The sequence below is a fragment of the Allobosea sp. genome (genome assembly GCF_030695125.1).
Classification (GTDB): domain Bacteria; phylum Pseudomonadota; class Alphaproteobacteria; order Rhizobiales; family Beijerinckiaceae; genus Allobosea.
In genome coordinates this window covers 200,461-218,144 of sequence record NZ_JAUYTP010000016.1, presented here as the reverse complement: position 1 = coordinate 218,144, position 17,684 = coordinate 200,461, and the positions used below count along the sequence as shown (strand labels likewise).

Below are 17,684 nucleotides of genomic sequence, written 5' to 3'. Positions count from 1 at the left end.
CGCACTGCCACGGAGGAGCCGGCCCCAACCGTCATTGCGAGCGCAGCGAAGCAATCCGGAGCATGTCGCGCAAGCCCTTCTGGATTGCTTCGCTGCGCTCGCAATGACGTCGTGGCGCTCACGGCCAATCCTCCACCATCGCGGCGCGCGTCTCCTCGACGCCGACCTGCCAGAGGCTGAGCATCTCGTTGTCGGAGCGCTCGTAGCGACCCAGGAAATTGCCGTCGCCGAGGATCTCGCGCTTTTTGGTCGGGTTGGCGGCCTGGTAGAGGGCAGCGTTGAAGGGCGGCTTGACCGCGTCGGGCATGGCGACGCCCTCAAGCCGGGTCCAGGGGAAGTTCTCCATCCATGACGCGTGCGACGCCGCAGGGTCGATGGCCTTGACCGCCTCCTGAAAGCGCGGCCCTGCCCACCAATTGTGCAGCCGCACGCTGGCGTCGGTGCGCCTGCCCATCCATTCCGTCGCCAGCGTCATGATCGGCGCGTTGCCGCCATGGCCATTGACCAGCACGATGCGGCGGAAGCCCGAGCGGTAGAACGCCTCGAGCATGTCCTCCATCAAGGCGACATAGGTGCTCATGCGCAGCGAAACCGTGCCCGGATAGGCGGCGAAGGCCGGGGTCATGCCATAGGCCAGAACCGGGAAAACCGGCAGGCCGAGCGGCTCGGCGGCATCATCGGCGACTTTTTCGGCGAGGATCGCATCCGTCGCCAGGCTCAGATAGGCATGCTGCTCGACGCAGCCGAGCGGGAGGACGCAGCGGTCGTCACGCTGCGCCTGCGCCTCGATCTGCATCCAGTTCATCTGCGCAACACGCACGGCCTGATCCTTGCTAAAGACATGCGAGCGACGATGCTCTCATGGAACGCCGAGCAGCGGGGCTCCTCGACACGCCGCTCGGCCGAAAAACGGTCCGCCAGATCAGGCGGCTCTCGGTGGAGAAACGAATTGCGGGAGGACCGCTGCTCCATCATCCTCAATGCCTGCATCCTTGACTCTGCCCCTCGACAGCGTCAAGTTCCATTTGGAACTAAATTGAAGCAGGGAGGGCTTGGGCATGCGGCGTGCGCCGACGGCTCTGTCGCGGGTCGACCCGGAGCGCGAGCAGGCGCTGCGCGAACTCGATCCGCTGACCGTCACCAAGCTGTGGGACAATCCGTGCTGGTTGTCGTTCCGGCTGAACTTCGTCGCCTTTCGTTTCAACGACCCGGTCTATCGCTGGATCGAGACGCGCTACGGCCTCGTCCGGCCTGAATTCGTCGCACTCTATGCGGTCGGCCTGCGCGACGGCGTCGCGGCCAAGAACATCGTCGCCTCCTCGGGCCTGCCCAAGAACACGCTCAGCCGGTCGATCCAGAAGCTGCTGCAGCGGCGGCTGCTGCGCCGCGAGACCGACCATGACGATCTGCGCAGCTTTGTCCTGTACCTGACGGCACCCGGCCGCGCGATTTTCGAAGAAACCATGCCGCTGATGATCCAGCAGCAGACGGCCATGCTGTCGGCTCTCAGCGATGCCGAGCAGCGCCAGCTCTGCGAACTGATGGACAAGCTGGTCATCGCCTCACCGACCTGGCCCCACGATCTCGAAAAAGAGGGAACCGCACCATGACACCGACCAAGATCACCCGCATTGCCGCCCTGGCGCTGCTGCTGGGAGCCTCCGTCTCCACGGCCGCGCTCGCCCAGAACCTGACGATCGGCGTGCGCGCCGGCCCGGACTCGATCGACCCGCACTTCACCGCCACCGGCACACATGCCGAATCGCTGAAGCACATCTTCGACACGCTGACCTGGTCTGGCGACAAGCTGCAGATCGAGCCGCGTCTGGCCACGAGCTGGAAGGCGATCGCGCCCGACACCTGGGAGTTCAAGCTGCGCTCGGGCGTCAAGTTCCACGACGGGTCGGACTTTACCGCCGAGGACGTCAAGTTCTCGATCGAGCGCATCCCGGTCGTCTCCGGCCCCAATCCGACGACGATCTACACGCGGCGCGTCAAGGAGGTGAAGATCATCGACCCGCTGACGGTCCATGTCGTCACCGACGGCCCGGCACCGAACCTGCCCAACGACTTCATCCGCCTGTTCATCGTCTCGTCCAAGGCCGCTGCCGGACTGACCAAGGACAACGCCAACGAGACGTTCAATTCCGGCAAGGCCGCGATCGGCACGGGCCCCTACAAGTTCGTCTCCTGGACCCCCAAGGACCAGCTCGTGCTCGACCGGTTCGACGGCTATTGGGGCCCCAAGGAGCCCTGGGCCAAGGTCGTCCGCAAGGAGCTGCCCAATGACGCCGCCCGCGTCGCCCAGCTGAAGGCGGGCCAGGTCGACATCATCGTGCGCGCGCCGTCCTCCGACATCGCCACGCTGAAGCGCGACCCGAAGCTCACGGTCGCGACGATCGACACGGTCTATGTCTTCAACATGGAAATCGACATGCGGGACAAGTCCCCGCAGGTCAGCGCCAAGGACGGCTCCCCTCTGCCGAAGAACCCGCTGCAGGACCCTCGCGTGCGCGAGGCGATCGACCTCGCCATCGACCGGCCCGCGCTCGTCGAGATCGCGATGGAAGGCCTCGGCGCGCCGGTCAACCAGCTGGTGACTTCCAGCATCGCCGGCTTCAACAAGAGCCTGCCGCCGCTGAAGGTCGATCTCGCCCGGGCCAAAAAGCTGCTTGAGGAGGCCGGCTACCCCAACGGTTTCAAGACCTCCTTCTCCTTCACCAATGACCGCCTGCCGGGCGACCGCCAGGTCGGCACCTCGGTGGCGCAGATGCTGGCGCGGATCGGGCTCGACGTCACCGCCAATGCCCAGACGGCGGCCGTGTTCTTCCCGGCCCGGACGCGCGGCGAATTCTCGCTCGCCATGTCCGGCTGGGGCACGCTGACCGGCGAGGCCAACTACACGCTCTCCTCGGTCGTCCACTCCAACGACCCGGCCAGGAAGCTCGGCGCCTTCAACGTGCTCGGCTACAAGAACGCCGATCTCGACAAGCTGATCCAGGACGCCGCCGTCGAGCTCGACGAAACCAAGCGCAACGACCTGCTGTCGCAGGCCAATGCCATCGTCGCCAAGGATCGTCCGCGCCTGCCGATCGTCGCAGTCGGCTCGGCCTGGGCGATGCAGAAGGACAAGGTCACGATCGCCCCGCGCGTCGACGAGGACACCCTGGCGATGGACATCAAGCCCGCCAAGAAGTGACACCAGCCGCGTTCCCCTCCCCCTTTATGGGGAGGGGCTAGGGGTGGGGAGCGCAAAGGCAGCGCTCACACTCGATACGAGAGGCCCGACCCTAGTCCCATGTTCCTGTTTGCGGCCGCTCACCCGGTCGTTCGTCCCCCACCCCTTCCCCTCCCCACGAGGGAGAGGGGTTTGCGTCGAGGTTCCACACCCTGATGACCAAACCGATCGCCCTCGCCATCCATGGCGGCTGCGGCACGCTGCCCAAATCCGAAATGAACGAGGCGGAATGGGCTGACGCCCGGGCCGATCTCGCCGCCTCGCTGCGGGCCGGTTGGACCATTCTCAGCGCAGGCGGCAGCGCCGTCGACGCGGTCGAGGCGGCCGTGCGGGTGATGGAGGATTCGCCGCATTTCAACGCAGGCTATGGCGCAGCCTTCAACGCCGAGGGCGAGCACGAGCTCGACGCCTCGATCATGGACGGGGCGACGCTGGCCGCCGGCGCGCTCGCCGGCGTCAAGCGCATCCGCAATCCCGTCAGCGCGGCCAAGGCGCTGATGCTGCGCGGCGACCCGCTTCTGCTCGCGGGTACGGCCGGCGACACATTCGCAGCCCATGAAGGGCTCGACATCGTCGAGAACGGCCATTTCTCGACCGATCGGCGCCGCAAGAACCTTTCGCAGATGAAGATCCGCGAGCTGGTCGGCACGACCGGCGAGGCGAGCGAGGCTGAAAAGCATGGCACCGTGGGCGCCGTCGCGCTGGATGCCGAAGGGCATCTGGCGGCTGCGACCTCGACCGGCGGCTACACCAACAAGCCGGTCGGCCGCGTCGGCGATTCGCCGATCATCGGCGCTGGCACCTATGCCCGCGACGGGCGCTGCGCCGTGTCGGGCACCGGCAAGGGCGAGTATTTCATGCGCTACTGCGTCGGCCACGAGCTGGCGTCGCTGATCGCCTACAAGGGCCTGGGGCTGGAAGAGGCGAGCGCGACCGTTCTCGGCGAACTCACCGCCCACAAGATCGGCGCCGGGCTTGTGGCGATCGGCGCGGACGGCGGCATCGTCGCGCCCTACAACACGCAAGGCATGTATCGCGGCTGGGTGACGCCCGACGGGATCGTCCATGTTGCGACGCATGGCGATGTCGAGATCGCGGGTCGGGCCTGATGGCTGGCCGGTCGTCTTCCTCAGCCCTCATCCTGAGGAGCCGCGCAGCGGCGTCTCGAAGGATGGTTCAGGAGGTTCGCGCATTCACTGGACCATCCTTCGAGACGCGGCTTTCACCCGCTCCTCAGGATGAGGGCTCACACGCTCAGGAGCTGCTCGCATGACCACCGAACCGATCCTGATCTGGGGCGCCGGCGCCATCGGCGGCACGCTCGGGGCCTATTGGGCCCGCGCCGGCATCCCCGTGCTGCTGGTCGACATCGTGCCCGAGCATGTCGAGGCTTGCCGGACGACGGGGCTCTCGATCACCGGCCCGATCGAGGAATTCCGCCAGGTCATTCCGGCCGTGACGCCGGCCGAACTGACCGGGACCTACAAGCGCATCGTGCTGGCGGTGAAGGCCGGCGCGACCGACGAGGCGGTCGCGGCGCTCAGCCCCCATCTGGCGCCGGACGGCTATGTGCTCTCGGCCCAGAACGGGCTCAACGAGATCGCCATCGCAGCCGCCGTCGGCGCGCAGCGGACGATGGGCTGCTTCGTCAATTTCGGTGCGGACTGGCATGGCCCGGGCGAGATCCTCTACGGCAATGAGGGGGCCGTGGTCGTCGGCGAGATCGACGGCCAGATTACGCCGCGTGCGATCGAGATGCACAAGCTGCTGCTCGGTTTCGAGCCGAAGTCGATCCTGACCACCAATATCTGGGGCTATCTCTGGGGCAAGCTCTCCTATGGCGCGATGCTGTTCGGCACCGCGCTGACGGGCGATTCCATGTCGGCGAACTTCGCCGATCCGGCTCGGCTCGCGGTCTGGCTGACGCTCGGCCAGGAGGTCGCGGCAGTGGCGGCCGCGCGCGGCGTCAAGACGCTGGGCTTCGGCGAGTTCGACCCGATGGTCTTCGCACCCGGAAAGCCGGAATATCCCCAGATCGAGACCATCGCCTGGCTCGCCGACTACACCTCCAAGACCGCCAAGACCCATTCCGGCATCTGGCGCGATCTCGCGGTGCGCAAGCGCAAGACGGAGGTCGATCCGCAGATCGGCATCATCGCTCAACTGGGCGCCGAGGCCGGCGTGCCGACACCCGCGATCGAGACGCTGGTCACCCTGATCCACGACATCGAGGACGGCCGTCGGCCGCAATCCCCAGAGACCCTGAAAGTGCTGATCGACCGATGCAAATCCGTTTCGACAACCGCATAGCCCTCGTCACCGGCGCGGCCCAGGGCATCGGGCGCGCCATCGCGACCGCCCTGGTCGAGGCCGGCGCGACCGTCCACCTCGCCGATATCGACGCCGAGGGCGTGGCGGCCACGGCGGCTGCGATCGGCGCGATCCCGCATGCGGTCGATCTCGGCTCGCCCGAGGCGGCGGCGAAGCTCGTCGCCGACATCCTGGCCCAGAGCGGCCGGCTGGAACTCATGGTCCATGCCGCTGGCGGTGTGCGCGGCCAGGTCGGCCGGCCGATCGAGGCGATCTCGGAGACCGACTGGCGGGTGATCTTCGCGGCGAATGTCGATTCCGCCTTCTTCCTCGCCCAGGCGGCGGCACCCGCGATGAAGGCCGCCGGCCATGGCCGCATCGTCACCATCTCCTCGGGGGCGGGCCTGCGCCCGAGCCTGACCGGCATCCAGGCCTATTCATCCGCCAAGCATGCGCTGGTCGGGCTGACCAAGCAGTTGGCCTGGGAGTTCGGACCGCATGGCATCACCGTCAATTCCGTGGCGCCGGGCTTCGTCCGCTCCAACCCCGCAACCGAGCGGCAATGGGAGAGCTATGGGGCCGAAGGGCAGAAGCGCCTGATCGAGGGCATCCACACCCGGCGCCTCGGCACGCCCGCCGACATCGCGGCGGCGAGCCTGTTCTTCCTGAGCGAGCAGGCGGGCTGGATCACCGGGCAGGTGCTCTCGGTGGATGGCGGGCGCTCCTGAGGCTCGACAAGGGCCGCGTGCCGTTCCGCTCGACGAATGGCGTGACCGCGAAAACAAGGGAACGGTCTCCAGTCAGACGCCGTTCAGATCCGGCAGGCAATACTGCGCGCTCATGGAGGTCATCATGCGTCTCGCTGCATTTGCATTTTCATTCGTCCTGGCGGCTGTCTCGGGCGCTGCTCTTGCGATGCCAGCCGCCCCCATGCCGCTGTCGAACGAATTGACCCGCGTCCAGATGCAATGCTCGCCACAGAGCTGCATCGACCTGCGAACCGGCGTCTATACCGAGTCGACATGCGATCGGTATGGCTGCCGGCCGAGCAGCGGGCCGGTCGGTCGCGTCGGAGGCGGTCGCGGCCCGGCTTATGGCGGCGGCTATGACGACGGCTACGATCGCCGTTCGCGCCGGCAGGATTGGGATGACGGCCGTATTCGCGGAGGTGGCGGAATGGATTGCAACGCCAGCCGCTGCATCGACGGCGATGGCCGGGTCTGGGAGAGCACCTGCGATCGCCGCGGTTGCAGGCCCTTGCGGCCGGCCCGCGGACAACGCTGGTAGCTCCCATTCCGATCCGTTTTCCGGCTTCGACCAGCGACGCCGACGTGCGGCCGTCCTCTCCAGACACCTGACGGCGAACTGAACAGCCCCACTCGCTGCGCCGAGGGTGTCGGGATCGACATGGTTGCATCGAGCGAGCAGTCCGAGCACGCGATGCCAGGCAGCCTGGAAAAGGGTGGGCGCACCATCTTCGGGGACATCGGGCCGGGTCGCGATGGCGCTGGCCGGCCTCTGTTGTCGTCATCTGATCCCTGAGGCAGTCATCGGCCCTGCCTTCGGTCTTGCCCTGTGTTATTCCGGAATGCGCGCCAGATCCGCCAGCCAGGCTGCCGCCGAGGCGTCGCTGGGCGCGCGCCAGTCGCCGCGCGGCGAGAGCGAGCCGCCCGACGAGACCTTCGGCCCGTTGGGCATGGCCGAGCGCTTGAACTGGCTGGTCTCGAAGAAGCGGCGCACGAAGACGGTCAGCCATTTCTTGATGGTCGGGAGGTCGTAGGCGACCTGCTTGGCCACTTCCATATGCGGCGGCCAGTCGCCGCGCGTGGCATCGGCCCAGGCATGATGCGACAGGAAGGCGATCTTGCTGGGCCGGAAGCCGTAGCGCGTCGTGTAGAACAGGTTGAAATCCTGCAGCGCGTAGGGGCCGACGAAATCCTCGGTCTTCTGGCTCGGGCCCTCGCCATCACCCGGCACCAGCTCGGGCGAGATCTCGGTGGCGAGGATCGCCTCCAGCGTGGCCGAGGCCTCGGCGCCGAAGCGCTCCGTGCGGGCGACCCAGCGGATGAGATGCTGGATCAGCGTCTTCGAAACCGAGCCGTTGACGTTGTAATGGGACATCTGGTCACCGACGCCATAGGTGCACCAGCCCAGCGCCAGCTCCGAGAGATCGCCCGTGCCGAGCACGAGGCCGTTGTTCTTGTTGGCGAGGCGAAACAGCAGCGAGGTGCGCGCGCCGGCCTGCACGTTCTCGAAAGTTATATCGTAGACGGGCTCGCCCTCGGCGAAGGGGTGGCCGATATCGACCAGCATCTGCCGGCAGGCCGGGGTCATGTCGATCTCGGCGGCGGTGACGCCGAGCGCTTTCATCAGCCGCCAGGCATTGGTCTTGGTTCCCGCGCTCGTGGCGAAGGCGGGCAGCGTGTAGGCGAGGATGTTGGCGCGGGGCAGGCCGAGCGCATCCATCGTGTCGGCCGCGACCAGCAGCGCCTGCGTCGAGTCGAGCCCGCCGGAGACGCCGATGACGATTGTCTCGACGCGGGTGCTCGCCAGCCGCTGGCGCAGGCCATGCGACTGGATGTTGTAGGCCTCGAAGCAGAGCTCGTTCAGCCTGGCATCGTCCGAGGGGACGAAGGGAAAGCGCTCGACCTCGCGCCGCAGGCCGAGATCGCTCTCGCGGTCCGGCTCCAGCGCGAAGGCGATGCGGCGGAAATTCAGCCGGTCGCGCAGCGCATCGGCATTGTCGCCGAAGGTGTTCATGCGGATGCGGTCGAGCGCAAGCCGCTCGAGGTCGATGTCGGCGAGGATCAGCTGCGGCTCGGCCGCGAACCGCGCGGCCTCCGCCAGCAGCGCGCCGTTCTCGTAGATCATCGCCTGCCCGTCCCAGGCGAGATCGGTGGTCGATTCCCCCGTGCCGGCGGCCGAATAGGCGTAAGCCGCGATGCAGCGCCCCGAATGGGCCTTGCAGAGCGCATGGCGCCAGTCGGACTTGCCGATGGTGACGTTGGAGGCCGAGAGATTCAGCAGCACGGTCGCGCCCGCGAGCGCCGCGAAGGAACTCGGCGGCACCGGCATCCAGACATCCTCGCAGATCTCCATATGGAGGGTGAGATCGGGGACGTCCGAGGCGGTCAGCAGGATGTCGGTGCCGAAGGGCACCTCCTGGCCGCAGAGTTCGATCGAGGCGATGCCGGCGCGCTCGCCCGAGGCGAACTGTCGGCGCTCGTAAAATTCGCGATAGTTCGGCAGATAGGTCTTGGGCACGATGGCGAGGATGCGGCCGCGATGGATCGCCACGGCGCAGTTGAACAGCCGCCCCCCGACGCGCAGCGGCGCACCGACGACGGCAACCGCACGCAGCTTTCGGCTCTCCTCGACAAGCGCCGCCAGCGCGTCGCGCACGGCATCAAGGAGCGCGCTTTGCATGTGCAGGTCGTCGATCGCATAGGCGCTGAGGCCCAGTTCCGGGAACAGCACGACGGACGCACCGCCCTCATCGGCACGGCGAAGCAGCGGCAGCGTCTGCGCGAGATTGAAAACCGGATCGGCGACCTTGAGCCGCGGCGCCGCGCAGGCGAGCCGGATGAAGCCGTGGCTGTGGAGGTTGTGGAAGTTCCGATTGCCAAAGCTCATGGAGACCTCTCTCGTTCCAAGCCATCGCCAAGGCCTGGCCGCTTATTGCGCGAGCCGGCCGTTCTGAGCAAGGCACGTGCTGCTCTGGCGCGGCAGGCGCGACCTCGCCAACACCGAAACGCGGCGCTTCCCGCCCGGGCAAACCCCGGCTTACCGCTGATGTCTGCCCTGTTCCGCCAGCATTGCCGGATCCGCCGGCGTGCATTGACGCAGTATGTGAAGTCTGGAAGAAGCAGCCCTTCTTTGAGTGATTTCTGACGATCGATACCTGTCCACCAAGGGGTTAAATGTGAACTCGCCAGTCGCCCAGCGCTTCATCGAGCGGGTCGAAAGCCGAACGGCCGTCATCGGCATCGTCGGCCTCGGCTATGTTGGCATTCCGCTCGCTCTGGCTGCCTTGCGCAAGGGCATCAAGGTCATTGGCTTCGACATCGATCAAAAGCGTGTCGATGACCTCAATGCCGGCAAATGCGCGATCAAGCACATTCCGATGGATCTGATCGTCGAAGGCGTCCGCAACGGACATTTCGTCGCGACGGCCGATTTCGACCGCATGTCGGAGCCGGACGCGCTGCTGATCGCGGTGCCGACGCCGCTGACCAAGCATCGCGAACCCGACCTCTCCTATGTCGTCAAGACGACCGAAGCGATCGCCAAGCGTCTGCGCAAGGATCAGCTGATCGTGCTGGAGTCGACGACCTATCCGGGCACGACCGACGAGGTGATGCGGCCGATCCTCGAGAAGGTGACCGGGCTGAAAAGCGGCGAGGAGTTCTTCCTCGCCTTCTCTCCCGAGCGCGAGGATCCAGGCAACCCCGACTTCGGCACCTCGACGATCCCCAAGGTGGTCGGCGGCGACGGAGCCGACGCTCTTGCCATGTCGGTGGCTCTCTACAGCGCGCTCGTCGTCACGGCGGTGCCGGTGTCGTCGACTGCGACTGCCGAAGCCGTGAAGCTGACGGAGAACATTTTCCGCGCGGTCAATATCGCTCTCGTGAACGAACTCAAGGTGGTCTACGAGGCCATGGGGATCGACGTCTGGGAGGTCATCGACGCCGCGAAAACCAAGCCCTTCGGCTTCATGCCGTTCTATCCGGGGCCCGGGCTTGGCGGTCACTGCATCCCGATCGATCCGTTCTATCTGACGTGGAAGGCCCGCGAATACGACATCGCGACGCGCTTCATCGAGCTTGCCGGCGAAATCAATTCCCGGATGCCCTACAGGGTCGTGAACAGGCTCGCCGAACTGCTCGACACGCAGGTTCGCAAGAACCTCAGCGACGCGCGGATTCTGATCCTCGGCATCGCCTACAAGAAGAACATCGACGACATGCGCGAGAGCCCGGCGCTCAAGCTGATCGAGTTGATCGAAAAGCGCGGTGCCCATGTCGCGTTCCACGATCCCTTCATCCCGATCATTCCGCCGACACGCGAGCATGCCGAATTGACCGGCCGCAAAAGCGTCGGTATTGGCGCCGAGTCTCTGGCCGGGTTCGATGCGGTCCTGATCGCGACGGATCATGACGACGTCGATTATGGCACGATCGTTACCCATTCGAAGCTCGTCATCGATACGCGCAACGCCTGCGCCCGCAACGGCGTCATGGCCGCCAACGTCTTCAAGGCCTGAGCAAACCGGCGATCAACGCGACATCAAGCCAGAACAGACCCAACGAGAGCTGCCTCATGACAAGCTTCGCCCTGATCGGCGCCGCCGGCTACATCGCCCCGCGCCACATGAAGGCCATCAAGGCCGTGGGTGGCGATCTCAAGGTCGCGTTCGATCCCAATGATTCCGTCGGTGTCATCGACAGCCATTTTCCGCAGGCGCATTTCTTCACGGAATTCGAGCGCTTCGACCGGCATATCGACAAGCTGCGCCGCCGCGACGAGCGCATCGACTATGTCAGCATCTGCTCGCCCAACTACCTGCACGACGCCCATATCCGCTTCGGGCTGCGCGCCGGCAGCGACGTCATCTGTGAAAAGCCGCTGGTCCTCAATCCGTGGAACATCGACGGACTGATCGAGATCGAGCAGGACACCGGCCAGAAGGTCAACACCATCCTGCAGCTGCGGCTGCATCCTGCGATCCAGGCCTTGAAGGAACGGGTTGCGGCATCCAACGAGCGCCACGCCGTCGATCTGACCTACATCACCTCGCGCGGCCGCTGGTATCACGCGTCCTGGAAGGGCGACGAGGCCAAATCCGGCGGCGTCGCGACGAATATCGGCGTCCATTTTTTCGACATGCTGGCCTATGTGTTCGGTCCGCTGCAGTCGCAGACGGCCAATCTGCGTGAAGACGGCAGGGCCGGCGGCCTCCTCTGCTACGAGAAGGCCGACATCCGCTGGTTCCTGTCCGTCGACGCCAACGATCTGCCCGATGGCGTGAAGGGCCAGAAGACGACCTACCGCTCGATCACGATGGATGGCGAAGAGGTCGAGTTCTCGGACGGCTTCACCGATCTTCATACCCGCAGCTACGAGGAAATCCTCGCCGGCAAGGGCTATGGGCTCGAGGATGTGCGCTTTTCGATCGAAGTCGTATCGCAGTTCCGCCGCGCGCCTGTCGTGACGGCTGGCGAGAAACATCCCTTCGTCGCCAAATACGTCAAGGGCTGAGCCGTGGCCGGCGCTTCGCAGATGCAAGAGGATGCGCGCTTTCCGGGCGTCGCGATCCACGAAAGCGCCTATGTCGACGAGGGTGTCGCCATCGGCGCCGGCACCAAGATCTGGCATTTCGCCCATGTTCTCGGCCAGACGGTGATCGGCGAGAATTGCGTCCTCGGCCAGAACGTCATGGCGGGTCCGCGCGTCACCATCGGCAATGGCTGCAAGATCCAGAACAATGTCGCGCTCTATGACGGCGTCGACCTCGAGGACGATGTCTTCTGCGGCCCGTCCTGCGTCTTCACCAATGTCAACAATCCGCGCGCCTTCCTGAACCGCAAGTCGGAGTTCCGGCGCACGCTGGTCAAGACGGGGGCGAGCATCGGCGCCAATGCGACCATCGTCTGCGGGCACACGCTGGGAGCATTTTGCTTCATCGCGGCGGGCGCCGTGGTGACGAAGGATGTGCCGGATTTCGCGATGATGGCTGGCGTCCCGGCGCGCCGCATCGGCTGGATGAGCCACAACGGCGCCAAGTTGGGCGCCGATCTCGTCTGCCCCGAATCCGGGCGTCGCTACCGTGAGACGGGGCCCGACACTCTGGAGGAGGTCATCCGATGAGCGAGCGTCCCACGATCGAGTTCATCGACCTGAAAGCCCAGCGCCAGCATATCGGCCAGGCCATGGAAGACGCCATTCTCAAGGTCGTCCACGACGGCAACTACATTCTCGGTTCGCAGGTCGGCGAGTTCGAGGCAGGACTTGCAGCCTTCTGTGGCGCCAAACATGCGATCGGTGTCGCCAACGGCACAGATGCGCTGATCCTCGTCCTCGAGGCGCTGGGGATCGGCCCGGGCGATGCCGTGATCTGCCCCAGCTTCACCTTCGCGGCGACGGCCGAGGTGGTCGCCTGGATGGGCGCCACACCGGTCTTCGCGGAGATCGACGAGGCGACCTACAACATCGATCCCAAAGGCCTTGCCGCCGCGCTCGATACGGCCAGGAAGCACGGACTGAAGCCGCGCGCGCTGATCACTGTCGATCTCTTCGGCCAAGCCTGCGACTACGATCCGATCGAGGCGTTCTGCAAGCACAACGACCTTGTCCTGATTGCGGACTCAGCACAGGGCTATGGCGCCCGCTACAAGGGCCGGGTCGCGGGCGGGATCGGTGATTTCGCCACGACGAGCTTCTTTCCGGCCAAACCGCTCGGCTGCTATGGCGATGGCGGCGCCATCCTCACCAACAGCGACGCGCATGCCGAGCTGCTGCGCTCGCTTCGCTTCCACGGCAAGGGCTCGTACAAGTACGACAACATCCGTGTCGGCGTGAATTCGCGGCTGGACACGATTCAGGCTGCCGTTCTGATCGAGAAGCTCAAGGTCTTCGCCGAAGAGATCGCAAAGCGACAGCTCGTGGCCCAGCGCTACACCGAAGCGTTGCAGGGCCTGGTCAGGACGCCTGACGTCATGCCGGACTGCGTCTCCACCTGGGCGCAGTACACGATCCGGGTCGATGCCGAGCGCCGCGACGCCTTCCAGGACGCGCTGAAGGCCAAGGGGGTCCCGACCACGGTGTATTATCCCAAGCCCTTGCACCAGCAGACGGCCTACAAGCATTTCCCTGTCGCAGGGAACGGGCTGCCGATCTCCGAACGCGTGGCGCGCGAGGTCGTGTCGCTGCCGATGCATCCCTATCTCGACGAAGCGACGCAGGATTACATCATCGCAGCCGTGTGCGAGGTTCTGGCCCCGGCGAGAGAGTCGGCCGTGGTATGAGTCGACCGCGGCGGCTCGCCTATCTGTCGCTCGAGACGCCAAGGCCGGGCCAAGCCTCGCAGACGCACATTGCGGAGATCATCGCCAGCCTCAGGGCCTGCGGCTGGGACGTCGAACTCTTCGCGACGACGCAGGGCGGCGCGAGCACGCGCTCTTCGTTCCTGCGGCGGCTGCTCGACTATGCCCGCGTCCAGATCAGGCTGGCCCGCCGGCTCGGGGAATTCGACGCGGTCTTCGTCCGCTCGCACTTCATGGCCCTCCCGCTCGCCGTGCTGGCCCGATGGCGCACCGTCCCGGTCGTTCACGAGATCAATGGCACGGCGGCCGATATCGGCGTGACCTATCCGGCGCTCAAGCCGCTGGCGCCGGTGTTCTCCTGGCTTTACCGCGTCCAGTATCGCTCGGCCGCGCATTTGATCGCGGTCACCGCGGGCCTGGCCGACTGGGCAAGACGCTTCGCCGGCCACGACCGCGTCAGCATCGTGTCGAACGGCGCGAATACACAGCTGTTCCGACCGGACGGGGCGCAGGCCGGGATCGCCGATCGCTATGTCGTCTTCGTCGGCGGCCTGGTCGCCTGGCATGGCATCGACACGATGCTCGCAGCCCTCGCCGATCCGGCCTGGCCGGCCGATGTGAAGCTGGTCATCGTCGGTGACGGCATCGAGCGCGACAAGGTCGCCGCGGCCACGCGGGACCCCAGGCTCCTCTGGCTCGGCCGGAAGCCTTACGATGACATCCCTGCGATCCTGCGCGGCGCCCTCGCCGCGCTCTGTGTCATCGAAGATCAGGACGGGCGCTCCGCCACCGGCGTCGCGCCGCTGAAGCTCTTCGAAGCGATGGCCTGCGGGGTGCCGGTGATCGCGACCGACCTGCCGTTCCAGGCCGAGATCATCCGCGGCGCCGAGGCCGGCATTCTGGTCCCGACTGCCGCGCCGTCGTCCATCGCCGCGGCGGTGCACGCCCTGGCAGCCGATCCGGAGCACGCTTTGGCCCTTGGCCGCAGGGGTGCCGCCTATGTCGAAAACGAGGCCAGCTGGCGCCAGCGCGGGCGCGAAATCGACAGTGTCCTGCGCAGTTTGGTTTCGCGGGTGGGGACGAAATAACCCGCCCCCGTGCGAAGTTATCGTCAGGGCGCAATTCTCTTTCCTGACCGATCATGATAGCGCGAGCGGGGCACGGGTGTGCAGCTCGGCACCAAACTGAAGATTTGCGCGGATCTGAGATGCGTTGTTTCCTTGCCAGGCCTTCAGCGGCGCGCCGGCCTGCCCGCTGCGCTCAACCCGGGTGCGCAAGGCCGTGGTGACGACACGGATCGCGCTGGTCTGCGTTTCGCCGCTGCAGCACGACTCGCGGGTTCTGCGCCACGCGGCTTTGCTCGCCGATGCGGGCTATGACGTCCGCATCCTCGCGCAGGCCCCTCTCCCTCTGGCCCTGCCGGCTCAGGTTTCGGTCATGCCCGGCCCCGGCAGCGATAGCCGTGTGCGTTTCGGCATGGTGCTGCGGCAGGCGCCGGCGTCGCTGCTGCCGGCCAGCGCCGACCTGCTCTACTGGCTCTCCCCAACCCGTCTGGCGGCGCGGCGCGACCTGCTGCGCTTCAGGCCGGACATCGTCATCGCCAATGACTGGCGCGCTTTGCCGATCGCGCTCGCGGCCAAGCGGGCCAGCGGGGCGCATGTCATCTACGACAGCCATGAATTCGCCAGCGAGGAGTTCTCAGACAGCCGGCGCTGGCGGCTGCTCGCCCGGCGCCATGTCGCGCGGATCGAGGCTCGCCATATCCGCCAGGCCGATGCCGTCGTCACGGTGAGCGCTGGGATCGCCGATGCGCTGGCAGAGCGCTATGATCTGCCACTGCCGCTCGTGGTCTCCAATACGCCGAGCTGGCAGGAGACCGCGTTCAGGCCGACAGGCGATCCGATCACCGTGCTGTACAATGGCGCCGTCGTGCCGCGTCGCGGACTGGACGTGCTGATCGAGAGCGTGCGCCTCTGGCCGGAGGGGTTTCGCCTGATGATCCGAGGCCCTGCGCAAGGTGGGTACGACCAGCATCTGCGCAGCCTGGCCGAGGGGCTGGGCGAGCGTATTGTCTTCGCGCCCGCCGTGCCGCCCGACCAGGTCGTCTCGGCCGCCGCGGAGGCCGATATCGGCATCTTCCTTCTGTCGAACAGCACCACCCATGCGCGCTTCGCCATGCCCAACAAGATCTTCGAGTACATGCAGGCCGGCCTGATGGTGATCAGCAGCGACCTGCCGGAGATCCGGCAGGTGGTGGAGACCGCCAGCTGCGGCCTCCTGCTCGATCGCGACACCCCGCATTCCATCGCCGCCTGTCTCGCGGGCCTCGACCCGGCGCGCATCGATGCCTGCAAGAAGGCCGCGCTGAGGCGCGCCCGCGATCTGAATTTCGAGGGCGAAGGCGCCAAGCTTCTGGCGCTCGTCGCCCGGATGCCGGCTCGCGGACTGGGCTAAGGCCGGGCCCGTTACCGAAGGCCGTCGACGGGCACGACCGCCTGCTCGATCGCGGCGAACAGCCGGTCCGCCTCGGCTTCCCAGTTCAGCACTCTGGCAGCCGCGAGCGCGCGTTCTTTGCACGCGTCGATGCCGGCTCGGTCGAAGCCGTTGATCGCGGTAGCGATCGCCTCTGGCGTCACGTCCGGGATCAGGCGCCCGAGATCGTGCTGGCGCAGCAGCGCCGTCATCTCGGGCAGGTCGGAGACGCACAAGGCAAGCCCGGCCATGGTGTATTCGAAGAACTTGTTGGGCAGGACATGGACGTTCTGCTGGGAATGGCCGGGCAGCGCGAACAGGCCGACGTCGAAGCGTGCGGCTTCCCTGACCAGATCGATCATCGGCACCGGCGGCGCCAGCACCACCCGGCCGCCGAGCCCGGCCGACTCGATGCGCGACGCCAGGGCGGCGAGATAGCCGGCCGGTCCCGGCCCGCGGATGGTCAGATGAAACTCGGGGCGCCACCGGGCCACACTGTCGATACAGGCCTCCAGGCCGCGCCCGACATTGACGACGCCGTGATAGAGCACCTCGATCCGCTCGCCGGTCGGCCGGTAGGGGTGGGCCTCGTATTGCGGCATGTTGCGGATCAGAAGCGGCTTCTCGCGCAGCCCGTAGAGTTGATGCAGGCGATCCGCGATGCCCTGCGAGACGCAACTCGTCACCGCAGAACCGGTAATGCCGGCGCGCTCGATTGCGGCAATGACCGGGCGCTGCGTCAGCCGCCAGACCAGGCGCTCGGCATATTCGTCGACCGCCAGCTCATGGGTGTCATAGGCGTAGGGCACGCCTTGCTCGGCCGCGAGACGCCGCACGATCGGCAGCGCCGTCCAGTCATTGGCGAGCCAGATGTCGGGCCGGTGCTCGCGGGCGATCCGGTAGAGCCTCTCGAAGCGATCGTTGAGGGTCCAGTAGGTCGTCTCGGCATGCGCCGGATCGATATGGACGAGGACGAGGTCTTTGACACGCCTGGCCCGATGGAGGATGGCGAAAACCGGTCTCGTCAACGATTTGAACACAGCAACCGCCGCGCGGCGCTTGTGAGGCGGAATCCGATGCCAGATTGCACGCAAGCCGGAAGGCGACGGTATCGGCAGCCCTGAGCTGCTCGTTGCGGATGGGCCTGTCACCAAGCGCCCCGCAGGTGTTTCGACCAACCCGGGACCCGGGCCCGAGCCAGATGCCCGTGGCGAGGCCGCTCCAGGGTTCTCAATGTCGAAACAGGGCCATGCGGGCAATGGCGAGCGGGCTCCCGGCAATCCGAAGCCGGACACGTCCCACCCCCGGCCGTGAAACAAATCGCCCTGCCGCCGCACGCGCGGATCGTCGGGGATCGCGGAGAGACAGACCAGCCCGATAAATGGCTTCAACCCGCCAATATTCGCGCTATCCATAGAAATTACTCATTTTGAGGCCGCTATCATCGGGTCCAATACGGGATCAATACGCATGCGCAGCCAAGGCACTCGCACTGCGCCTTAGCCAACAAAGCCGTCACCGGCAACTTGCATTTCATCGTAAGGTGACGCACCAGTGGCGCCCGATGGGAGAGGCACTGACTCTCGTCATTTCGACGATCAGACAAAGGTCACTTCGTTACG

15 protein-coding genes are annotated in these 17,684 nt (G+C 66.2%); 12 read left to right on the top strand and 3 right to left on the bottom strand.

The features are described 5' to 3' along the window. Positions 1-118 precede the first annotated feature (118 nt). A complete protein-coding gene (locus tag Q8S38_RS04370) occupies positions 119-820 on the bottom strand; it encodes a creatininase family protein (RefSeq protein ID WP_305679200.1) in 702 nt (233 codons plus the stop codon). 238 nt (positions 821-1,058) lie between these two features. Here Q8S38_RS04370 and Q8S38_RS04365 point away from each other — a divergent pair, with 238 nt between their 5' ends. The 6 genes from Q8S38_RS04365 to Q8S38_RS04340 all read left to right on the top strand — a co-directional run bounded on the left by Q8S38_RS04365 (position 1,059) and on the right by Q8S38_RS04340 (position 6,835). Beyond that, on the top strand, positions 1,059-1,610 hold the full coding sequence (locus Q8S38_RS04365) for a MarR family winged helix-turn-helix transcriptional regulator (protein WP_305679199.1): 552 nt from the start codon (positions 1,059-1,061) through the stop codon (positions 1,608-1,610). Continuing rightward, positions 1,607-3,199 (top strand): ABC transporter substrate-binding protein, encoded by a 1,593-nt coding sequence (locus Q8S38_RS04360; protein WP_305679198.1) that lies wholly within the window; start codon positions 1,607-1,609, stop codon positions 3,197-3,199. The genes Q8S38_RS04365 and Q8S38_RS04360 overlap by 4 nt, the downstream gene beginning before the upstream one ends. A 194-nt stretch (positions 3,200-3,393) precedes the next feature. Continuing rightward, a complete protein-coding gene (locus Q8S38_RS04355) occupies positions 3,394-4,347 on the top strand; it encodes an isoaspartyl peptidase/L-asparaginase family protein (RefSeq protein ID WP_305679197.1) in 954 nt (317 codons plus the stop codon). 160 nt (positions 4,348-4,507) lie between these two features. Then, positions 4,508-5,548 carry a ketopantoate reductase family protein gene (locus tag Q8S38_RS04350; protein WP_305679196.1) on the top strand — a complete coding sequence of 347 codons (1,041 nt, stop codon included), beginning with the start codon at positions 4,508-4,510 and terminating at the stop codon, positions 5,546-5,548. Further along, the gene (locus tag Q8S38_RS04345) at positions 5,521-6,276 is read left to right on the top strand and encodes an SDR family NAD(P)-dependent oxidoreductase (protein WP_305679195.1); all 756 of its coding nucleotides are present in this window, start codon (positions 5,521-5,523) and stop codon (positions 6,274-6,276) included. The genes Q8S38_RS04350 and Q8S38_RS04345 overlap by 28 nt, the downstream gene beginning before the upstream one ends. Next, the gene (locus tag Q8S38_RS04340; protein WP_305679194.1) at positions 6,260-6,835 is read left to right on the top strand and encodes a hypothetical protein; all 576 of its coding nucleotides are present in this window, start codon (positions 6,260-6,262) and stop codon (positions 6,833-6,835) included. Before Q8S38_RS04345 ends, Q8S38_RS04340 begins: the two co-directional genes overlap by 17 nt. Positions 6,836-7,126: 291 nt before the next feature. Here Q8S38_RS04340 and Q8S38_RS04335 read toward each other — a convergent pair whose 3' ends face one another. Next, positions 7,127-9,181, bottom strand: a complete 2,055-nt coding sequence (locus tag Q8S38_RS04335) for an NAD(+) synthase (protein ID WP_305679193.1) — start codon at positions 9,179-9,181, stop codon at positions 7,127-7,129. Positions 9,182-9,470: 289 nt separating this feature from the next. On the opposite strand from Q8S38_RS04335, the gene Q8S38_RS04330 reads away from it, so the two are divergent. The 6 genes from Q8S38_RS04330 to Q8S38_RS04305 all read left to right on the top strand — a co-directional run bounded on the left by Q8S38_RS04330 (position 9,471) and on the right by Q8S38_RS04305 (position 16,044). Next, positions 9,471-10,811, top strand: a complete 1,341-nt coding sequence (locus Q8S38_RS04330; RefSeq protein ID WP_305679192.1) for a nucleotide sugar dehydrogenase — start codon at positions 9,471-9,473, stop codon at positions 10,809-10,811. Positions 10,812-10,867: 56 nt separating this feature from the next. Continuing rightward, positions 10,868-11,806 (top strand): Gfo/Idh/MocA family oxidoreductase, encoded by a 939-nt coding sequence (locus tag Q8S38_RS04325; RefSeq protein WP_305679191.1) that lies wholly within the window; start codon positions 10,868-10,870, stop codon positions 11,804-11,806. A gap of 21 nt (positions 11,807-11,827) precedes the next feature. Then, positions 11,828-12,415, top strand: a complete 588-nt coding sequence (locus Q8S38_RS04320) for an acyltransferase (RefSeq protein WP_305679190.1) — start codon at positions 11,828-11,830, stop codon at positions 12,413-12,415. Further along, the gene (locus Q8S38_RS04315; RefSeq protein WP_305679189.1) at positions 12,412-13,572 is read left to right on the top strand and encodes a DegT/DnrJ/EryC1/StrS family aminotransferase; all 1,161 of its coding nucleotides are present in this window, start codon (positions 12,412-12,414) and stop codon (positions 13,570-13,572) included. The genes Q8S38_RS04320 and Q8S38_RS04315 overlap by 4 nt, the downstream gene beginning before the upstream one ends. After that, entirely contained in the window at positions 13,569-14,678 is a 1,110-nt protein-coding gene (locus Q8S38_RS04310; protein ID WP_305679188.1) for a glycosyltransferase family 4 protein, read from the top strand. The genes Q8S38_RS04315 and Q8S38_RS04310 overlap by 4 nt, the downstream gene beginning before the upstream one ends. A 124-nt stretch (positions 14,679-14,802) precedes the next feature. Continuing rightward, complete coding sequence (locus Q8S38_RS04305) at positions 14,803-16,044, top strand: glycosyltransferase family 4 protein (RefSeq protein ID WP_305679187.1); 1,242 nt, start codon at positions 14,803-14,805, stop codon at positions 16,042-16,044. An 11-nt stretch (positions 16,045-16,055) separates the two neighbouring features. On the opposite strand, the gene Q8S38_RS04300 is transcribed toward Q8S38_RS04305, so the two are convergent. Then, positions 16,056-17,477 carry a glycosyltransferase gene (locus tag Q8S38_RS04300; RefSeq protein ID WP_305679186.1) on the bottom strand — a complete coding sequence of 474 codons (1,422 nt, stop codon included), beginning with the start codon at positions 17,475-17,477 and terminating at the stop codon, positions 16,056-16,058. Positions 17,478-17,684: the final 207 nt, after the last annotated feature.